Origin of the sequence: Antrihabitans stalactiti, from assembly GCF_012932915.1 — a bacterium.
GTDB classification, from domain to species: Bacteria; Actinomycetota; Actinomycetes; order Mycobacteriales; family Mycobacteriaceae; genus Antrihabitans; species Antrihabitans stalactiti.
The window spans coordinates 18,192-38,371 of record NZ_VCQU01000019.1 but is presented as its reverse complement, the minus strand read 5'-3'; the positions used below and the strand labels follow the sequence as shown (position 1 = coordinate 38,371).

The 20,180-nt window shown below is 63.8% G+C and carries 16 protein-coding genes; 11 read left to right on the top strand and 5 right to left on the bottom strand.

What is annotated here, in order from left to right; translation table 11 throughout:
• The 10 genes from FGL95_RS31470 (at position 1) to FGL95_RS31425 (ending at position 12,915) form a co-directional block, all read left to right on the top strand.
• Positions 1–951, top strand: a complete 951-nt coding sequence (locus FGL95_RS31470; RefSeq protein ID WP_338080107.1) for an acyl-CoA thioesterase — start codon at positions 1–3, stop codon at positions 949–951.
• A gap of 30 nt (positions 952–981) precedes the next feature.
• Positions 982–1,983, top strand: a complete 1,002-nt coding sequence (locus FGL95_RS31465) for an AraC family transcriptional regulator (protein WP_169594854.1) — start codon at positions 982–984, stop codon at positions 1,981–1,983.
• A 42-nt stretch (positions 1,984–2,025) separates the two neighbouring features.
• Complete coding sequence (gene mhpA, locus FGL95_RS31460) at positions 2,026–3,606, top strand: bifunctional 3-(3-hydroxy-phenyl)propionate/3-hydroxycinnamic acid hydroxylase MhpA (protein WP_169594853.1); 1,581 nt, start codon at positions 2,026–2,028, stop codon at positions 3,604–3,606.
• Positions 3,603–4,682, top strand: coding sequence for an alpha/beta hydrolase family protein (locus FGL95_RS31455; protein WP_169594851.1), 1,080 nt, complete (start codon positions 3,603–3,605; stop codon positions 4,680–4,682). The genes mhpA and FGL95_RS31455 overlap by 4 nt, the downstream gene beginning before the upstream one ends.
• A 10-nt stretch (positions 4,683–4,692) precedes the next feature.
• A complete protein-coding gene (locus FGL95_RS31450) occupies positions 4,693–5,520 on the top strand; it encodes a dioxygenase family protein (RefSeq protein WP_169594850.1) in 828 nt (275 codons plus the stop codon).
• A complete protein-coding gene (locus FGL95_RS31445; protein WP_338080106.1) occupies positions 5,517–6,575 on the top strand; it encodes a maleylacetate reductase in 1,059 nt (352 codons plus the stop codon). Before FGL95_RS31450 ends, FGL95_RS31445 begins: the two co-directional genes overlap by 4 nt.
• Positions 6,575–9,709 carry a protein kinase domain-containing protein gene (locus FGL95_RS31440; protein WP_169594848.1) on the top strand — a complete coding sequence of 1,045 codons (3,135 nt, stop codon included), beginning with the start codon at positions 6,575–6,577 and terminating at the stop codon, positions 9,707–9,709. Before FGL95_RS31445 ends, FGL95_RS31440 begins: the two co-directional genes overlap by 1 nt.
• Positions 9,710–9,831: 122 nt before the next feature.
• Positions 9,832–11,487 carry a flavin-containing monooxygenase gene (locus tag FGL95_RS31435; RefSeq protein ID WP_169594846.1) on the top strand — a complete coding sequence of 552 codons (1,656 nt, stop codon included), beginning with the start codon at positions 9,832–9,834 and terminating at the stop codon, positions 11,485–11,487.
• Positions 11,484–12,401, top strand: coding sequence for an alpha/beta hydrolase (locus FGL95_RS31430; protein WP_169594844.1), 918 nt, complete (start codon positions 11,484–11,486; stop codon positions 12,399–12,401). The genes FGL95_RS31435 and FGL95_RS31430 overlap by 4 nt, the downstream gene beginning before the upstream one ends.
• A gap of 70 nt (positions 12,402–12,471) precedes the next feature.
• Positions 12,472–12,915: a DoxX family protein gene (locus FGL95_RS31425; protein ID WP_169594842.1), complete on the top strand. Its 444-nt coding sequence runs from the start codon at positions 12,472–12,474 to the stop codon at positions 12,913–12,915.
• A 63-nt stretch (positions 12,916–12,978) separates the two neighbouring features.
• Here the strand turns inward: FGL95_RS31425 and FGL95_RS31420 are convergent, their stop codons facing one another.
• Both FGL95_RS31420 and FGL95_RS31415 read right to left on the bottom strand, forming a co-directional pair.
• A complete protein-coding gene (locus FGL95_RS31420) occupies positions 12,979–15,291 on the bottom strand; it encodes a putative bifunctional diguanylate cyclase/phosphodiesterase (RefSeq protein WP_169594840.1) in 2,313 nt (770 codons plus the stop codon).
• Positions 15,292–15,614: 323 nt separating this feature from the next.
• Positions 15,615–16,490 carry an SDR family oxidoreductase gene (locus FGL95_RS31415; RefSeq protein WP_169594838.1) on the bottom strand — a complete coding sequence of 292 codons (876 nt, stop codon included), beginning with the start codon at positions 16,488–16,490 and terminating at the stop codon, positions 15,615–15,617.
• Between the two features lie 178 nt (positions 16,491–16,668).
• On the opposite strand from FGL95_RS31415, the gene FGL95_RS31410 reads away from it, so the two are divergent.
• The gene (locus FGL95_RS31410; protein WP_169594836.1) at positions 16,669–17,409 is read left to right on the top strand and encodes a glycoside hydrolase family 25 protein; all 741 of its coding nucleotides are present in this window, start codon (positions 16,669–16,671) and stop codon (positions 17,407–17,409) included.
• Between the two features lie 68 nt (positions 17,410–17,477).
• On the opposite strand, the gene FGL95_RS31405 is transcribed toward FGL95_RS31410, so the two are convergent.
• From FGL95_RS31405 to FGL95_RS31395, 3 genes are all read right to left on the bottom strand, one after another.
• A complete protein-coding gene (locus FGL95_RS31405; RefSeq protein WP_169594833.1) occupies positions 17,478–17,792 on the bottom strand; it encodes a DUF4333 domain-containing protein in 315 nt (104 codons plus the stop codon).
• Between the two features lie 90 nt (positions 17,793–17,882).
• Positions 17,883–19,688: a glutaminase A gene (glsA, locus tag FGL95_RS31400; RefSeq protein WP_169594831.1), complete on the bottom strand. Its 1,806-nt coding sequence runs from the start codon at positions 19,686–19,688 to the stop codon at positions 17,883–17,885.
• A 26-nt stretch (positions 19,689–19,714) separates the two neighbouring features.
• Positions 19,715–20,149 carry an SRPBCC family protein gene (locus FGL95_RS31395; protein WP_169594829.1) on the bottom strand — a complete coding sequence of 145 codons (435 nt, stop codon included), beginning with the start codon at positions 20,147–20,149 and terminating at the stop codon, positions 19,715–19,717.
• Between the last annotated feature and the right edge of the window lie 31 nt (positions 20,150–20,180).

Below are 20,180 nucleotides of genomic sequence, written 5' to 3'. Positions count from 1 at the left end.
GTGTCGGTTTCCATCGATCTACCGCGGACGTCGGAGTCGACGCTACGGTTCCTCGCCAAATCGTCCGACGCGGGCTATCGGCAGCGCATCGACGGCGGCCGAGTGCTCGAATGGGTGGACAAGGCTGGCTACGCATGCGCATCGGCATGGAGCGGTCGCTACTGCGTGACCGCGTACGTCGGCAACATCCGGTTCTCCCGGCCTGTCGAAGCGGGTCAGCTCGTCGAGATCGACGCCCGGATCGTCTATACCGGTCGCACGAGTATGCATATCCTCGTGACGGTTTCGTCTGGCGATCCGCGCACAGGCAGCGTCAGCGAAACAGCTCAATGCCTGACCGTTTTCGTCGCAGTCGACGACGCAGGCAAACCTGCCGCAGTGCCGCCATGGATACCCGCGACGCTGCTGGACCAGCGGCGTCAGCTCGCGGCGCGCCGCCGGATTGCCGTGCGCCACAACATCGAAGCTGAGATGGCCGAGCAGAGCTACAGCGACGCCTCGCATGCGCCGAGCAAAGTGTTGCGCTTCCTCGCGGCGCCGAGCGACGTCAACTGGGGTGGAAAAGTGCACGGCGGCAACGTGATGCGCTGGATCGATGAGGCTGCCTTCGTCTGCGCATCGGGTTGGAGCGGCGCCGAGACGATTGCGTCCTACGTCGGCGGGATCCGGTTCTACCGCCCGTTGTTGATCGGCAACATGGTGGAGATCGGCGCTCGGCTCATCCACACTACGCACAAGTCGATGCATCTCAGCGTGCACGTTCGCTCGATCGATCCACGCACCGGCGCCGCCGAACTCGCCGCGCACGCCCTCGCGATATTCGTTGCACTCGACGACCGAGGCCGATCGATGCGGGTGCCGCAGTGGGAACCTCGGACCGACGAGGACCGTCGACTCGACGGGCATGCACGTTCTCTTCTGGAAATCCGCCAGCAGGCGGAGACTGCATAGGAGCGCGTAGGGACGGTGAGGACCACAGCGATGGACGACGATGTTCTATTGCAGCGGCATCGCGGGTTGCGGACCCGCGATGTCGACGAACTCCGCGCGGGGATATCGCGACGACTCACCAGGCACACATTGGAACCGCTGGGTCACGACGTCGCATTCGACGCGCAACTTGCCGAGGTGCGGATAGGTCCGATCGCGTTCGTGTACGCCGAGCACTCCGGTGCCGAACTTGCCGCCCAGTTCACCGACCCTGTGTCCTACTACGACGTCAACCTCTCACTCGGCGGGCGCAATTGCGTGTCCCACAACGACGGTGACGTACTTGTCGACCGGACACGCGCGGCAATCCTCTCGCCGTCCACGATCGCGCGAATGCACCTCAGCGAGCACTACCGCCAGCTGCATGTGCGCATCGAACGCCATGCGCTGGAGCGGCACCTCGAAGGACTGCTCGACGGTCCGGTGTCCGGCCCAGTGTTGTTCCGGCCTGCGATGGAACTATCCGGTGCTGCAGCGTCGTGGGCGGAATCGGTGGTCGCCCTCGCCCGCGACCTCGATAGGTCCGAAGGTCTGGCGGGCAACCCCCTCGTGCTAGCGCCGTGGACCGAATTTCTCATGACGGCGTTGCTGACGGCCCAGCCGCACAACTTCTCCGACCGCCTGGAGGACAGGGCCACGCCCTATCGGCGACGTGGTGTGTCGCGCGCAATAGAATTCATCGAGGCGAATCTGGAACGGCCGCTGACGGTCACCGCTATAGCGGCCGCGGCCCGTGTGAGCGCGCGCTCCCTGCAACGCGACTTCCACGAATGCCTCGGCACGACGCCCATGGCCTACGTGCAACAGGCACGAATGACGAGGGTTCACGAGGAACTGGAAGCGGCGGAACTCGGTAGCCGGGTGACGGTAACCGACACCGCCCTCCGGTGGGGATTCACCCACGGCCCCCGATTCGCGGCCGCCTACCGGCAACGCTATGGGGTCTCGCCCTCGCAGACGTTGCGTGGCGCATCCCGGATCACCTTGGCGTGATGTGGATCGCAGATGCGTCCGCCGATTTCTAACGTCGCATTCATGAACACTCACTATGACGTCGCAATCATCGGTTACGGCCCGACCGGCCTCGTCTTGGCCTCCGCCCTCGGACAGGCGGGCCATCGCGTGATCGTGATCGAGAAATGGCCCGGACTGTACGGACTTCCGCGCCTCACCCACATCGACGGAGAGGTTGCGCGTGTGATCCAGTCCGTCGCCGATGTCGATCACGCCTTGCGAGACGGCCGTCCGATCGATAGTTATCGGTACGTCAATGGCGCAGGCGAGGTCCTGGTCGACCTGGACTTCAGCGGCGAATCGGCTGGGTTTCCTGCACATATCGCGATGTATCAGCCCGACATCGAGGATGCGATCGATGCCCGTGTGCGGAGCTTCCCCAACGTCGAAGTGAACCAAGGCAACGTCGTCGTCGCATTCGAGCAGCATCCCGACAGCGTCTCGGTGACGTTTCGACCGTGGGCCGCGAGCCGGACCGAACAATGGTCCAACCAGAGCGACGCGCGAACGGTGACCGCCCGCTTCCTCGTCGGCGCTGACGGTGCGAACAGTTTCGTACGGACCGCACTCGGCATCGACCGCGCCGATCTAGGTGTCGACGACCGGTGGCTCAATATCGACACTGAACGCTTGCGGCCGCTCGGCGCGAAGTTCGATCGCTTGATCCAGGTTTGTGATCCCGCGCGCGGTCACATGTTCATGCCGATCGGCAAGACGCGACAGCGGTTCGAGCTTGCACTGCTGCCCGGTGAGGACGCGTCCGAGTTCGAGCGGCCGGAATTCGGTTGGCAGTGGCTGCGCGAACAGCACGGCATCGGACCTGACGATGTTCGGATGCTGCGTCAGGTTGTCTACGTCTTTCAGGCGCGGGTAGCGCAGGAGTGGCGGCGTGGGCGGGTGCTGTTGGCCGGCGACGCAGCCCACACGATGCCGCCGTACATGGGGCAAGGTGCCTGTTCGGGCATGCGGGACGCGATCACCTTGGCGTGGAAGCTCGACCTGGTATTGCGCGGTCGGGCTGATGAGAAGCTGTTGGATACCTATGAGGCCGAAAGACGCCCGCACGCAACAGCAATCGTGGAGAACTCGGTCGCGTTGGGCCGGATTGCAAACACTCACGACCACGACGCAGCAGCTGCCCGCGATGAGGCATTCCGCACCGGAACCGTACCGCCGCCTCCGCCGTTCCCGACTCTTGTCGGAGGAGTCGTCCACTGCGGGCCCGACGGCAGCGCGACGGGGCTGGCAGGCACACTAGCCCCGCAAGGCGAAGTTGAGTTCGCAGGCGTGCGAGGGCGATTCGACGATGTTGTCGGTCGCGGATTCGCCGTGATCGCCAGCGGTGATCCACGCGCTGTGCTGGATTCCGCGCAACTCGACTTTCTCACCGGGCTCGACGCAGTCGTCATCGCGCTGGCGGACATTCGCGATGCGGCCGGTGTGTACCGGAAGTATTTGGCCGACAACGATATCGACGTGTTCATTGCACGTCCGGACTTTCATTTGTTCGGCGCCGGCCGGATGGCCGACCTGCCCGCACTCATCGACGCCTTACAAAATCGACTCGCGTGGAAAACGACTCGTGAGCAGGTTGCGGTATGACTACCACAACCGAGTCCGGGGCGGCCCTCGTCGCCGCCCACTGGCGGGCCATGCCGGTAACTAGAATGCTCGACTACGGCGTGGATTACGCCGACGTACTCGCAATGCAGGAACGCACGAGCGCGGGTATTCCATGGGACGAGGCCGCTGAAGCGCTGGCCGACGCCCACCTCGAGCGCGCAGCAACTGCCATGCGAGATGGCAACCTGATCACATCCCTTGCCGAATATCGTTCGGCTGCAGCCGCATTGGTCTTCGCGCAGATGGCGTTCAATTTCGACATACCGCGTAAGCGAGACCTGTACGCCCGTCTTATCGACACACTCGGCCGAGCGGCCGATCTGGCCACGCCAGCCTGGGAACGCCTCCGCCTCCCTCTGGGCAATGGCTACCTCGCCGGCTGGCTGGTACGCCCGAAGGTGCCGGCGCTCGGCACGGTGATCGTGTTCGGCGGTCAAAGTGGCTGGGGTGCAGCATATCTCCGGTGTGCGGACGCGTTTGCGGAGAGAGGCCTTGCGACGATCCTCGCCGAGGGACCCGGGCAGGGGGAGACCAGGCTCGACGGTGGCGTGTTGTTGGACGTCGACATTGCGGCGGCCTTCGGTGCCTTCGTCGAGCATGCGCTTGCCGATTCCAGCCTCGGCGGATCGGTCGGTGTGTGGGGCAACAGCCTCGGGGGCTTGTACGCGGCGCACACCGCCGCGGCGGACAGCCGAGTCGGCGCGTGCTGCGTCAACGGCGCACCTGCGGTGCCGCGCCTGCTGGACTTCAGGACCTTTCGGGAGCAGGCGCTGGCGATGCTCGGAACAAAGGAGGCCGACGATGTCGAGAGGAACTTCGCCCGATTGCGGTTCGATCCGCAGCAGCACCGCATCGACTGTCCGCTGCTTGTGCTGCACGGTGGAAACGACGCCATCGTCACGCTCGACGACCAGCGCCCGTTCCTCGACGCCGCTCGCAACGACACTGCGACGCTGCGTATCTGGGACGACGGCGAGCACACGATCTACAACCATTCGTTCGAGCGCACAGCGTTCGTTGCAGACTGGTTCGCTCATCAGCTCACGCGAACATGAAAGGGGCATTATGGATTTCACCGAGGACACCGCCACCGCAGCGGTTCAGGAGAGCTTCCAGAACACGTCGGATCCGCGCCTCCGGGAGATCGTGACCACCCTGACCCGGCACCTTCACGAGTTCGTCCGCGAGATCCGGCCGACACAGCGGGAATGGGGGCAGGCAATCGAGTTCCTGACCGCAGTCGGCCACACGTGTGACGACACGCGGCAGGAGTTCGTGCTGCTCTCCGACGTGTTCGGCGTGTCCATGTTGATCGAGACGATCAACGGCGGCGACGGCGACGCAACCGACGGCACAGTGCTCGGACCGTTCCACATGACGGAATCGCCGCGGCGCGAGCTCGGCGACACCATCGACCTGATCGGCACCGGCCAACAATGCGAGGTGTCGGGAACGGTCACCGCAGTCGACGGCACACCGCTCGCCGGAGCGGTCATAGATGTCTGGCAGGCGACCGACCACGGGTTCTACGACGTCCAGCAACCCGGTATCCAACCGCCGGGCAACGGGCGCGGACTGTTCACCGCGGATGACCAGGGACGCTTCCACTTTCGGACCGTCGTGCCCAGCCACTATCCGATCCCGACCGACGGGCCGATCGGCAGGTTGCTCGGCGCAACCGGCCGCCATCCGTACCGCCCGGCTCATATTCACTTCATCGCGAGCGCACCCGGCTACGAGACGGTGACCACGCACGTCTTCGTCGCCGACAGTCCGTATCTGGACAGCGACGCAGTGTTCGCTGTGAAGCGCAGTCTGGTGGTGGATTTCGTTCCCGGCGACGACGGGATCAGGCACGCCGCATTCGACATCGCGCTGGAGCAGGCACAGTGACCGACGAATTCACCTACGAGGCACTCCCGATGCGGGTGGTCTTCGGCGCGGGCAGCCTGAACCGGCTCGCACCCGAGATCGACGCCCTCGGGTTGAAAAAAGTCCTTGTGTTGAGCACACCCGGTCAGCGAGCGCTCGCCGAACAGGTCATGAACCTTCTCGGTAGCACGGCGATCGGCATCTTCGACGGCGCGCGCATGCACGTCCCCGTCGACGTGGTCGAGGCGGCCACGAAGGCCGCGAGCGGCGCCGACGGCTGTGTCGCCATCGGCGGCGGATCGACGATCGGGCTCGGCAAGATCCTTGCGTTGGACGCAGACCTTCCGTTCGTCGCGATTCCGACGACCTACGCCGGCTCGGAGATGACCACGATCTGGGGGAGGACCGAGAACGCCCGCAAGCAGACCGGTCGCGATCGGAAAGTATTGCCGCGCAGCGTGATTTACGATCCTGCACTGACATTTCGGCTGCCGTCCGGAGTGTCTGCGACGAGCGGGCTGAACGCGATGGCGCATGCGATGGAAGCTCTCTATGCACCTGACCGCTCGCCGATCACGTCGCTCGTGGCAGAGGAAGGCGTCCGGAGTCTGGCAGCGTCGTTGCCCACGGTCGTCGCGCACGGGTTCGACTTGGCGGCCCGCACCGACGCGCTCCGCGGCGCATGGCTGTGCGGTGCGTGTTTGGGTGCAACGACGATGGGCTTGCACCACAAGCTGTGCCATGTGCTGGGCGGCACCTTCGACCTTCCGCACGCGGACACCCACGCCGTCGTGCTTCCGCACGTTGCTGCGTACATGCTCGCGACCGAACCCGAAACGGAAGCCGCGCTACAGCGAGCGTTGGGCACGGCGGCTCCCGCACAAGGATTCTCGGCATTGGCTGACAGACTCGGCGCGCCGCGATCGCTGGCCGAACTCGGGCTGACCGAGCGCGATCTCGATACGGTCGTCGAGCAGGTGGTCGGGAATGTGTATTCCGGCAGACCGGTCACCGCGCTGGCACTTCGCTCGCTTCTGCTCGCGGCCCTGCATGGAGACATAGAATTGCAGGCCTGATGGCTGGTAGTGATCCGACCTCGACTCAACGCCATGCCGATACGGGTGTGGCCGCCGAACTCGAGGAAGAAGGTTTCGAAGACGCTCGCGAGATCGGTCGCGGCGGCTTCGGGATCGTCTATCGCTGCCGACAGCCGGCACTCGATCGCACGGTCGCCGTCAAGGTACTGACCTCAGGGTTGGACGGCGAAAACCTCGACCGGTTCCTTCGCGAACAGCGTGCGATGGGACGTCTGTCCGGGCACCCGAACATCGTCAACATCCTGCAGGTCGGCGTCACGACCACCGGGCGACCGTATCTCGTCATGCAGTTTCACCCGCAGGACTCGTTGGACGTTCGCATTCGCGCCTCGGGCGCGCTCCCGTTGGGCGACGCGCTGCGGGTTGGGATAAAGCTCGCCGGCGCACTCGAATCCGCGCATCGTGCCGGGATCGTGCACCGCGACGTCAAACCGGCGAACATCCTGCTGACGGAGTACGGCGAACCTCAACTCGGCGATTTCGGCATCTCGCGGATGTCGGGCACCTTCGAGACCAGTACCGGGACGATCACAGCATCGCCCGCTTTCGCCGCACCTGAAGTGTTACGCGGTGAACTGCCGACTATCGCGTCGGATGTATACGGTCTCGGTGCAACGCTTTTCAGCGCAGTGCGGCGCGACGAGTTGCCCGACGACGTCTGTGCGGTGCTCGAGCGCGCGATGGCGCGCGACCCAGCCGACCGGTATGCCTCGGCTGCAGACCTCGGCGCCGAATTGCGAAAGGTACAGCGCAGAAACGGTTTCGCCGTCGACGAGATGGCAATTGCCGGTGAAGCCGCCCCGGTCGAATCGACGCCGAGCCGCCCCAAGCAGCACGCCGTGATCACCAGCTTCGTCGGCCGTCGTCGCGAACTGGCTGACGCGAAGTCCGCGATGGGGGAGTCGCGACTGGTCACGCTGACCGGACCCGGCGGTGTCGGTAAGACTCGGTTGGCCTACGAACTCGCCGATCGATCGCGGCGAGCATTTCGCGACGGCACCTGGATCGTCGAATTGGCAAGCGTCGAAGACGAATCCAGCTTGGCCTCCGCCGTCGTGTCGACCCTCGCGGTGCCGGACCAGTCGAACCGTGCACCGAGCAGAAAGCTTGCCGACTTCCTGCGCGAGCGCCAGTCGCTCATCGTGCTCGATAATTGCGAGCACTTGCTCGCCCCGGCGTCGGCGCTGGTCGACGAGTTGCTTGCCGAGGCTCCCGGGCTGCGAATCCTGGCGACCAGCCGCGAACCACTGGGCATCGCGGGCGAACACACCTGCGTCGTCCCGCCGTTGACCACTCCGCCGCCTGACGTCGTGCACAGCCCTGACGGAATCGACAGGTTCGAAGCCGTGCGGTTGTTGATCGATCGAGCCCGCGATATCTCACCCGAATTCACTGTGACGAAGGAGAATTCGGCTGCCGTCGTGCAGCTGTGCAACCGGCTCGACGGGATTCCGCTCGCGATCGAACTCGCGTCGACGCGGCTGCGGGCATTGTCGGTCACGCAGATCGTCGCTCGCCTGGACCGTCGGTTTCAGCTGCTGACCGGTGGTAATCGCGTTGCCCTGCCGAGGCAGCAGACGCTCCGGGCACTGATCGACTGGAGCTACGAGCTGTGCACCGATGCCGAAAAGCTTTTGTGGGCACGACTTTCGGTGTTCACCGGCAGCCTCGATCTCGACGCGGCCGAGCAGGTGTGCGGATTCGCCGATCTCGATCGTGACGAGGTCATGGACGTCCTCGATCGTCTTGTCGCCAAATCGATTCTTGTGATCGATCGCGACGGTGAATCCGTGCGGTACCGCCAGTTGATGACCGTGCGCGAATACGGCGCGGAGCTGCTCGCGCAGTCCGGCGATCACGCCGTCGTGCGGAAACGCCACCGCGACCACTACCTTCGTGCCGCAACGCGAATGGTGCAGCGATGGTGTGGACCAGGGCAGGCCACGGCGTTGGCGGCGATGAAACGCGACCACCCGAATCTGTTGTCGGCATTGGAGTGGTCGGTGACGACGCCCGGTGAGTTGGGGTCGGGTGCCGAGCTCGCTGCCGGACTGCAATATCACTGGATCGCGGGTGGGTTCCTCAGCGACGGACGCCGCGTGCTCGAGCAGATCGTCACTGTATTGCCGGAATCCAGTCCCCATCGCGGCGAGGCGCTGTGGGTCGCGGCGTGGGTGGCGCTGATTCAGGGCGATCGTGATCCGGCCGCAGACTGGCTCGCGCAAAGCAGTGCACTCGCTCTCGCTCGCCACGACGAACGGCTGGCCGCGCATTCGGCGCAATGGACCGGCATCCATTACTTGTTCTCCGGCGACACCGCGGCTGCAATCGACTCGTTCGAGCGCGCAACGGCGGGCTTCATCTCGGTCGGGGACAAGGCGTCGCAACTGACCACGGCGTTCCAACTCGCAATGGCGCAGACCTACCACCGTCGCCACGACGACGCGTTACGGACCTGCGGCACAGCGTTGGAACTGTGCCGCACGCACGGCGAGCTCTGGGCGTATGCGTACACGCTGTGGATCAGCGGCGTCACCCGTTGGCACTTGGGTGATCTCGACCTGGCCGAGCGCGACGCCCGCGCCGCACTCACCGTCCAGCGCTCGTTCAAGGACAGCATCTGCGTCGCGTTGACCATCGAGCTGCTGTCCTGGATCGAATCGACGCGGAAGAACTTCGAGCGTGCTGCCGACCTGTACGGCGCGGCGCAAGCCGTCTGGACCGCGTTGGGGACCACCGTCGAAGCGTTCGGTCCGGGCAGTCACCGCGACTCGCTGGCGTCCGCCGCGATTGTCGTGAAAGCATTGGGCCAGAAGCGAATCGACGACCTGATCGCCAAACGTGCCGGGTTGACCAAGGACGCAGCGCTCGACCTTGCGTTGCAATCGCCAACTGCTCCGGTCCGCTCGACTGCAGAGAAATCTTTGCTCACAAAACGCGAGCGCGAGATTGCCGCGTTGATCTCGCAAGGTCTGAGCAACAAGGCCGTCGCCGAATCGCTCGTCATCTCGCCACGGACGGTGGACGGTCATGTCGAGCGAATACTGGCCAAGTTGGACTTCACCTCACGGACGCAGATCGCGTCGTGGGTAGCGAGCAATGCCGTCTCGTAGGAATTCGCTCGCACCGTGTAAATACGGGTAGTCGATGGGGTGATCTGCCCCACGTTTTCGGGGTCCACACAGCCGAGTCTGGAAGCCATCACCCAATGGCATCACCACTCGGAAGGACCGCCATGACTGCAACGCTCGACCGCAGCACAACGACCGCCGTTACCGACTACGACGTTGTCGTAGTCGGCGCAGGATTCGCCGGCCTCTACGCCGTGTACAAGTTTCGTGACCAGCTGGGCCTATCGGTCCGGGGGTTCGAGGCGGCTGCCGGCGTCGGCGGCACCTGGTACTGGAACCGCTATCCGGGCGCTCGCTGCGACATCGAGAGCGTGCACTACTCGTATTCGTTCTCAGAGGAGTTGCAGCAGGAGTGGGTGTGGAGCGAGCGCTTCGCCGCGCAGCCGGAAATACTGCGGTACCTCAATCACGTCGCCGACCGCTTCGACTTGCGTCGCGACATCACCTTCAACACCCGCGTGAGCTCGATGGTGTGGGACGACGCCGAGAGCTTCTGGCGGGTAACGACGGAATCCGGTGAGGTTGTGACGGCCAAGTACGTCATCTCCGGCGTCGGCAATCTGTCAGTACCGAAGAAGCCCGAGTTCGACGGCGTCGACTCCTTCCGTGGCCAGGTACTGCTCACCGGCAACTGGCTGGAGGAGCAGACCGATTTCACCGGCAAGCGGGTCGGCATCGTCGGCACCGGATCCACCGGCATTCAGGCCATCTCCGAAATCGCCAAGACCGCAGCGCATCTGACGGTGTTCCAGCGCACGCCGAACTACGCGACGCCGCTGAAGAACGCCGCGTCCGACGCGGCCGAGGTCGCAGAAATCAAGGCCAACTACAAGCAGGTCCGGGACGCCGCCCGCAACCATTTCCTCGGCGTGCCGTACACGCAGGTGCAGCCGTCGGCGCTGGCGGTATCGGCGCAAGAGCGTCGTCGCACCTTCGACGAGCGTTGGAACGCAGGCGGATTCCAGCTGTTCATCGACAGCTATGGCGACATCCTGTTCGACAAGGCAGCCAACGACACGGTCGCTGACTACGTCCGTGGGCGGATCTTCGAGCGTGTCACCGACCCCGCGGTCGCCGAGCTGCTCGCGCCGCGGGACTACCCGTACGGCACGAAGCGACCACCGATGGAGACCAATTACTACGAGGTGTACAACCAGGAAAACGTCGCTCTGGTCGATATCAAGTCCGCGCCGATCGAGACGATCACCGAGACAGGACTGCGTACATCGGAGTCCGAGTACGAATTCGACGTCCTCATCCTGGCGACAGGCTTCGATGCGATCACCGGGCCGCTGCTGAACCTCGGCATCGTCGGCCGCAACGGTCGTGCGCTTGCCGACAAGTGGGCGCACGGACCGCGCACCTACCTAGGGCTGATGACCAACGAGTTCCCGAATCTGTTCATGGTCACCGGTCCGCAGAGCCCGTCGGTCCTCTACAACATGCCGCTCGCCATCGAGGACCACGTCGACTTCATCGCCGACGCGATCACCCATCTGAGCGAGCGTGGACTCGACGTCATCGAGGCCGAACTCGAGGCCGAGGACGAGTGGGTCGCCGGGGCGTTGGCGATCTCGTCGCAGACCCTGCTGCCCGGCACCGACTCCTGGTGGATGGGCGCGAACATCCCAGGCAAGACGCGAGTCTGCATGCTGTACCTCGGCGGTGCCCCGACCTACCGCGCCATCTGTGACGACGTCGTCGCGAACGGCTACAAGGGATTTGCGCTGGCCGCTCCGGCTGCGGCGGTGGCACGATGACCGTCGATGCACACGTCCAGGGCCTGATCGACGGACTTGCCGAACAAGGATTGCAATCCTTCGAGAAGCTCGGCGTCGAGGCCACGCGCGAGGTCGTCGCAACCTTCGTCGGGTTGCAGTTGCCGCCTCGGGAAGTCGCTCGGGTGATCGAGGATTCCGTTGGTGGACAAGCGATCCGGATTTACGTGCCGGAAGCGGAAGGTCCGCTCCCGATCGTTGTGTACTTCCACGGCGGTGGTTTCGTCGGTGGCGGGCTCGCCGAAATCGATGAGCCGGTCCGGGCGTTGGCGAACGACGTCGGTGCGATCGTCGTTGCCGCGACCTATCGGCTGGCTCCTGAGCACAAATTCCCCGCCGCGACCGACGATACGTTCGCTGCCCTGTGCTGGGTCGGCGAGCATGCAGGTGAATTCGGAGGAGATCCGAATCGCATTGCAGTGATGGGGGATAGCGCGGGCGGTAACTTGGCTGCGGTCGCCGCACAGCGAGCGCGCGACGAAGGCGGCCCTGCATTGACCGCGCAGGTCTTGGTATATCCGGTCATCGACACGACCGCGCAACTGCCCTCGAAGACGGAATGCGCTGAGGGGTACGTGATCACGGCAGCCGGGCTCGACTGGTTCTGGGAGCAGTATCTGCGCTCGCCCGCCGATGCCGAGAACCCGCTCGCGTCGCCGTCGAAAGCGAAATCGCTGGCTGGCCTGCCGCCTGCGCTCGTCCTGACGATGGAATATGAGGTCAGTCGCGACGAAGCCGAGGCGTACGCGGAACAGCTTGCGGCGGCAGGCGTCGAGACCGAGTCGATCCGATTCGACGGCCTCGTCCACGGTGCGTACTGGATGTCGGGTGCGGTGCCGCGCTGTCGGGAGTTGCGCGACGCGGTCGTGCGGTTCTTGTCGAAACGGTTTGCCTAACGGCCCGTGCGTGAGTTTGGCCCCCAGAGGGGCCAAACTCGCGCACAGTTCGCGTCGGTATTGTTGAAAAATGAACTTAACGCTGCCACGAAACCTCGGACTGCTCATCGCGCGCGTCGCACTCGGCGTCATCTTCGTCGCTCACGGCTGGCAGAAGCTGCACACCAAAGGCCTCGATGCTACGAAGGCCGGCTTCGAGGCCATGGACGTGCCGGCGCCCGAACTGTCGGCGTACTACGCGACTTTCGTCGAATTGGTCGGCGGCACCGCATTGATTCTCGGGGTCCTCACTCCGATCGCCGGCCTACTGCTTTTCCTCGACATGGCTGGCGCACTGCTGACTGTCCACCTCGACAAAGGACTGTTCGCCTCCAGCGGTGGCTACGAGTTGGTCCTCGCATTGGGCGCAGGCTCGCTGCTGATCGCCACGCTCGGCTCGGGCAAGTTCGGCCTCGACGGCCTGCTCGGATTCGGGGGACTGGATTCGAAGCGCAGGTCCAGGGCGCGGGCCTGACCACAACACCCTCGTGAGTCTTTTTGGAGTCCAGGGACTCCAAAAAGACTCACGAGGGTGGGGTCAACCAGCTTCTCGGGAGTAGACCGTCGCGGCGCGAATGCTGAGGTTGGGTGCCGGAACGCCGTAGTTCCAACCCTGCGCGTACCGGCACCCGATCGTGCGGACCTGACTTTCGTGTTCGGGCGTCTCGACACCCTCTGCAACAGTCGACAGGCCGAGCGCCGACGACATCGCCTCGATGGAATTGACGAGAACTCGGTGCTTTTCGCTGGACGGTTCGTCGGCACCCAGCGCCGCAATGAAGCTCTTGTCGATCTTGACGATGTCGATCGGATATTTGTTCAGGTTGCTGAGCGCGGAATATCCGATTCCGAAATCGTCGAGGCAAATCGTCACGCCCCGGTCGCTCAGCGCGTTCAGAATCTTCAACGCAATGTCGTGATCGTCGATGAGGGCGGTCTCGGTCAGTTCGAGCCACAATGCGCTCGGCGGCAGGTCGTGGGCTGCCAAAATCGAACTGACCTCGTCGAAGAACCGAGGATCGCGCAGCTGGCGTGCCGACACATTGACCGATACGGCCGGGCGCTCGTCGGTGCTGTGCCAATGTCGCCGAAGTTGAGCACACGCGGTGTGTAGGACCCACTGTCCGATGTCGATCATGATGTCGCTGGATTCGGCGATGCCGAGGAAGTACTCGGGACCGCGCACCACGCCGTCGTGGTGCCACCGAATCAATGCTTCGAAGGCTGCCGTCGCACCGCTGGACACCTCGACGATCGGCTGGAAGTACAGCTCGAATTCGTCGTATTCGAGCGCGTCTCGCAAAGCGCTGGTGACTTGGAGCTTCTGGACCGCGATCTCACGCAGCTTGTCGTCGAACAACGCATAGCTGCCGCTGCCCTGTGATTTCGCGTAGTACATCGCCGAATCGGCTTCGCGAATCAAGTCGTCGAGGTCGAACAAGGTGTCGTGTGACGGCGTGGCGGCGATACCGATGCTGATCGAGACCGTCACACGGACCTGGCTGAGGGTGAACGGCTTGCTGAAAGCGCGCAGGATCAGTCGCGCGAGGGCATCTGTGCCTTCGGGATCGAGACGAGTGGTGACGACGAACTCGTCGCCGCCCAGCCGGTAGACAATTCCTCTGTCTGCGACGGTCGTGCTGAGCCGGTTTGCCGCAGCGACGATCAATTCGTCGCCCGTGCGGTGCCCGTAGCTGTCGTTGACCAACTTGAAGTCGTCGAGATCCATGAACAACAGGCTCAGCGGCTCCCCGTCGCCGACGAGCACAGCAGCATGGTGCGACGCATAGAGCCACGCACGGTTGGCCAAACCCGTCAGCTCGTCGTGCGTCGCGAGTTGCCGTGCCTCGGACTCCTTCTGGGCAATCGTTCGCACCGCCCGTTCGCTGCGGATCAGCACTCCTGCGAGCATCGCGACCAAAATCGTGGCCCGCACCAGCTGGTCCACGACGCCGAACGGCGGGCGGACCGCAATCACTGCGGCCCCGAGCAAACACACCGCGGTGACCTCGACGAAGCGTTGGCGGAACCGGTCGGGAGCAATCGTGGAACTTCCGGCGATGGATCGCATGCTCGGATGCAAGGCGGCCGCTCCGAATGCCCCGTAGGAGAGACAGATTGCGGCGAAGAACGGACCGACGATCGGATTGTCGAGGTGCACAGCGGATATTGCGTAGACGACGTCGGCGAGTGCGACTGCGCTGACTGCGAAATAGACGAGTGTGAAGGACCTGTTGCCACGCGCGGACGTGTGGGCGACGTGCGTGACGGTCGCAAGGACGAGGGCGTCGACGACCAGGTGCGCGCCTGCGACGAACCGAGGGTCTTCCAGCGGGGCCCGGTCCGCAACTGCCGGCGCAAAAAGAAGCACCCAGGTCGTGATCGAAGCGCCGAGCCCGACCAGGATCGTATCGATCGTGACTGTTCGCACGGTGCTGACCGACGAGGTTCGCAGCCAGTAGACAGCGGCAGCTGCGATGAGTGGATAGCTACAGAACATCACTAGGTGCGGTGCGAGCGGAAATGGTGGATAACGGGCGCCCATAGCCGCGGTCAGGAGCCCGCCGAGTGTCGATATGCAGTTGGCCAGGATGATCAGCAACCAGGGTGCCGAATGCTTCGGTCGGTGCCATGCGACGCCGACGATCATCGCGACAATCGATGCCGGCGCCGTCACCATGAGGGGAATCGACGCGACTTCAGCCGACGGCGCCACGGCGGCGACAGTGGCAGCAACGATCGCGAACGACGCAAACGCTATGGCAGGCGCAGTCTCACGCCGAACGGTCCGGGACGGCGATCGGTCTTGCCCCAGGACTTCGCGGAGCTGCGTGGCAAGCGCTCGCGCCAAGTGATCTCCCGAGCTTCGACGTTAGTGTGCAGCACAAACCGAACCCCGGTCGGCGAAAGTGATGCTATCCCAACCGAGCGGTCTGGTGGCTCGTCCGATCGCAATTGCAGCACCGGGTTACGACACTCATTACTCCAACGCTGACTGCATAACTGAGGTCCGGCGCCGTCGGATCAGCTGAGTCGGGCGCCGACGTGATGAACAATCTCCGTTGTCGCCGAGAGTGCTTCGCTGTCCATCACCAAGCCCAGTAAGCGCGGCAGATTCGTGAACCGTGCCGGGGATCGCGGCGACTGATCGTGTTGCGAGTTTGCTGAGGAGGCTCACTCGGTGCCTTCGCCGTAGCGGGCGCTCGTGGAACGGCCGAGGGCGTCGACCTCGGCGTCCATCTGGGGAAGCAGGCGCGGAACATGTTTCGCGACACCCTGATCACCCAGCCGCGAGGTGACGACTGCCTTCAGCCAGCCGATGGCGCCGACCCAACCAGGCACGTAGACCTTTCGGCTGCGGCGCTTGATCCCTTTCACGAAAGCCTTGGTGCACAGATCGACAGACGCAGTCTTGCTCAGCGGCCCGGGGAGTGTGTCGATCAGTTGCTGAAACGACGCGAGGTCGGACTTGGCATCCCGGACCAGGGGAGTGTCGATCCACGACATGTGTGCGGATCCGACGGCGACGCCGTGGTGGGCGACTTCGAGTCGCAGCGCATTGGCGAAATGCTCGACACCGGCCTTGCTCGCGCAGTAGGCCGCAAGCCCAGGCGCCGCCGCGTACGCGGCGAGCGAGGAGACGACCAGGACGTATCCCTTCCGTTCGATGACCGACGGCAATGTCGCACGGACGGTGTGGAACACGCCGAGGACGTTGACGTCGATCACCCGTTTGAACGCCACGGGGTCGACCTTGAGTACCGAGCCGTACGAGGCGATCCCGGCGTTGGCCAACACGACGTCGATGCCGCCGAAACGCGCGATACCTGCATCCGCCGCGCTCTGCACCGCCGCGAAGTCGGTAACGTCGGCGATTGCGGCGATTGTCGAATCGCTGCCGAGTTCGGCGGCGAGGGCATGCAGTGGCTCGGCGTCGACGTCGAGCAGAACGAGTTTGGCGCCTTCTTTGGCGAGTGCGCGCGCCGTTTCGGCTCCGATGCCGCGTGCGGCACCGGTGATCAGCACAACTTTGGACTGCAATTTGGGCATAGGAAATTATGCGCAGATGGAACGCGAATCGACTCTGGTAGTCCGGCAGACCAGCCGAAACGGCGCAAAACGGACACTGCGCAGGTGGTGCAGGGAGTGACCGCTGTGTAATTCGCAACCAACCTGGATCTTTGAACGGCTTGCCCGCGCTGCGTGGTTCGCGATAGCGTGCCCTGTCATGGCCATAATGCGTCCTCGATTCCGCTCGAAATTGTTTGCCGCTCTTCCTCTCGCATTGGCTGTTGTGCTCGTCGCGGCAACGCCTGCGAACGCTGACAGGCCGACCGGCGCCGATGCGTCGTCGCATCAACATGTCGGTGGAAAGCCGATCGACTGGCAGAAGGTCAAGGCCAGCGGCCACGACTTCGCGATGATCAAGGCCACTGAGGGCAGTGACTACGTCAACCCTTGGTTCAACGAGGACACCAACAAGATGCGCGCCGCTGGCGTGCTCCGTGGTGCCTACCACTTCCCGGTATTCACCGAAGCGCCGGAACCGCAGGCCATCTGGTACGTGCAGAACACGTTCCCGCAGAACGTGGCAGGCTCGTTGCCTCCGCTGATCGCCGTCGAACGGTCGAACGGCATGCCCGCACCGGTCATCATCAACTGGTTGCACCGCTGGCTGAACGTGGTCGAGCTGCTCACCGGCCGCACGCCCGTCATCTACACCACCGCCTTCTGGGAGGACGGTGTTGCGAACACCAACGAGTTCACCCGTTACCCGCTCTGGATCGCGGACTGGGGCAAGGACGTGAAGAACCCGCACCTCGTCGGTGGTTGGACCAACTGGGTGTTCTGGCAGACCGACGACAAGGCGAATATCCCCGGTATCGAAACACCGGCCGACCGCAACGTCTACAACGGCGAAATGGGTCCGCTGACGCGCTGGGCGAACACGCCTTACTACGGGCGCTGATCGTCGCAAGACCGAAAAGTACCGCCTCGGAGAAGTCCGAGGCGGTACTTTTTTGCGTGCGACAGGGCCTAGTTCGGCTCGTCGGCGACCTTGATGTCGAACTTGACGTTGCTGCCGTCCACGCTGGTGACGGTAACGGTTACGTCGTAAGTCGAGTCATCGTCCGCGGTCAAAATGCACTTGGTGGTCGCGTCCTTCTTGCCGTCGAGGTCGTCGGGGCACTCGACTTTCTTCGGCTTCACCCCGACCTGCTCTTCGAGCTTGGAGCTGACCTCTTTGGCGAGGTCGTTCTTGTCGACCTTCGGGTCACTCGAACACGCGCTGAGCGCGACAAATGCGGTGGCAGCGATCAGCGCTGGTATTGCGCGGGCGCGAAGTGACATGGTGATTCCTTTACATGCAGGTCCGAGATGTCCGATTGAAGGTTGAACTGCCGGTCAGTATGACGCCTCGAGCCGCGATATTTCGGGCATTCAGCGAGCGGCAGTTGGGCCGAGCGTCCGGATCGCGATCTCCATTTGGGCGTACGCCCCGATTGCCATGCCCTCTAGCAGCGCAAGTTTGACATCGGGGTACTCGGCCGCGAGTTTGCGAAAGCCGTCGGCAGACAGAACCGTCACGGTCACGCGCGAATCGGCTCGAACGTCGACGAGGAAGTCCGTGTCGGTCAACATCGGTATCTCGCCAAAACTCATCCCAGCGGAGAGGGTGGTGATGCGGTGGGTCGTTCCGTCCTTGTCGGTCAACGTTGTGCTCACCTCGCCGGAGAGCACCAGGAACAACCCGGCGGGCGGATCGCCACGGCGGACGATGACGTCGCCCCGCAGAAACTCGAGGTCCTTCAGTTCACTCTGCAGACGCTCGAGCTGATTGCTCGTCAGCGGAGCGAGCAACGGATGATCGGCGAGGGTGACGGAAGGCGGCTGCCGGTCGCCGCCACAATGCCTGGCGAGAATGATTTCCTCGACCCATTCGGTTGCGGATTCGACATCGGCGAACACCACACCTTTGCCGTCACCGGGCAGTCGCATCTGTCCGTCCGGGTCGACGACAACAGACTCGCAACCACGTGTCGACAAGTCGTGCCGAAGGTCAGCGAGCATCCGACGCGCGACGCCCCCGACTTCGTCGACTCGCCGCAGATCGATGATTACCGCGTCTACCTCGTCACGAAGCTCGCTGATCTCACGCACCGCGCTCTCGGCACCTGCGAACAGAAGGTCACCGTGCAGCTCGAAGATCCGGCCCAGGTAACCGAACTTCGCCAACGCGGCCTGTTCGGTCTGCGTTCGCCGTTTACGCGACGGCACTTCTGCGATCGTGTAGCGCGCGCGAATCGATGACCTGGCGGCACGCGTGACGTGCATGAAGTGCAGTTCGAGTTTCTTGGACAGCTCACGACATGCCTGCACACCGCGCACGCTGTTACCGTGCGAATCGAGTCTGGGGGAGTGGACGGCGATTCCGATCTGCCCAGGAAGTACGGCGAGGACTCCGCCGCCGACGCCGCTCTTGGCCGGTAGCCCGACTTCGGCGACCCAATCGCCTGCGGCGTCATACATCCCGCACGTCGTCATCACGCTCAGCACGCGCTCGACCAGATCAGGGGCCAGCACTCGCTGCTGCGTGACCGGATTGGTTCCGTTGTTGGCCAGCGTCGCGGCCATCAGGGCGAGATCGCGACAGGTGATATCGATCGAGCATTGGCGAAAGTACAGATCGACCGCGTCGTCCGGATTGTCGGTGATGATGTCGAACGATCGCAGCATGTGGCCGATGGCCCTGTTTCGATGCCCGGTCCTGGCTTCCGACGCGTAGACCGCGTCGTTCATCACCAGCTCGCGGCCGGCGTAGTCGGAAAAGCACGTCCGCAACCGTTCGAAGCGTTCAGCTGCGTCCTCGCCCGCGATCAGCGACGCGGACGTGATTGCACCGGCATTGATCATCGGGTTGCGGGGGCGTTCGGTAATCGGGTCCAGGCTGATCTCGTTGAACGGCTCACCCGATGGTTCGACGTCGATCTTTGCGGCGACGGCGGCGAGGCCGCGATCCGACAGCGCAAGTCCGTACGTGAACGGCTTCGAAATCGATTGGATGGTGAATTCGATTGCAGGATCACCGGATTCGTAGACATACCCATCGGTGGTCGCGATGCAGAGGGAGAACGTGTCCGGGGCGACGGCGGCGAGTTCTGGGATGTAGTCGGCTAACGCCCCAGCCCGATTCTCGCGGCATACCGCGACGACTTCGGCGACGATGTCGTCCACGACGTTCCGCATGGGCCAAGCCTAGGGCCCGCGCCGGTTCAGAGTCGTTCGATGATGCTGACCAAGTTTTCCTGTGTCTGATTGCCGAGGCGTTGGAAAATCACGCTGAAGATCGGGTCCGCGAGCTTCGCGAGACCGTTGAATACGACGTCGGAACGGTAGGTGATCTGCGTGCCGTCGCCTGCTGGTTCCAAGACGATGTCGTCGGTCGATGTGGCTGTCTTGTTCGTGCCGACGAAGGTGATGCGACGCGGCTCCAGGCGTTCGAGCCGGTAGGTCAACGCGGTCTTCTTGCCTGCGATCTTGGACACGTTGTCCCAGGTCGAGCCGACTCGGACTGGGGCGCCCTGGTCTCGCCGGGTGCAGGTCTGAGTTCCGGGATCCCACATTTCGGCCCGTCCGAAGTCCTGCAAGTAGTCGTGCACAACCTTCACCGGCTTCGTGACCGTGAAGGTTCGTTCGGTATGCGGCATGCGAAACGGATGCCCAATCCTGCGATACGCA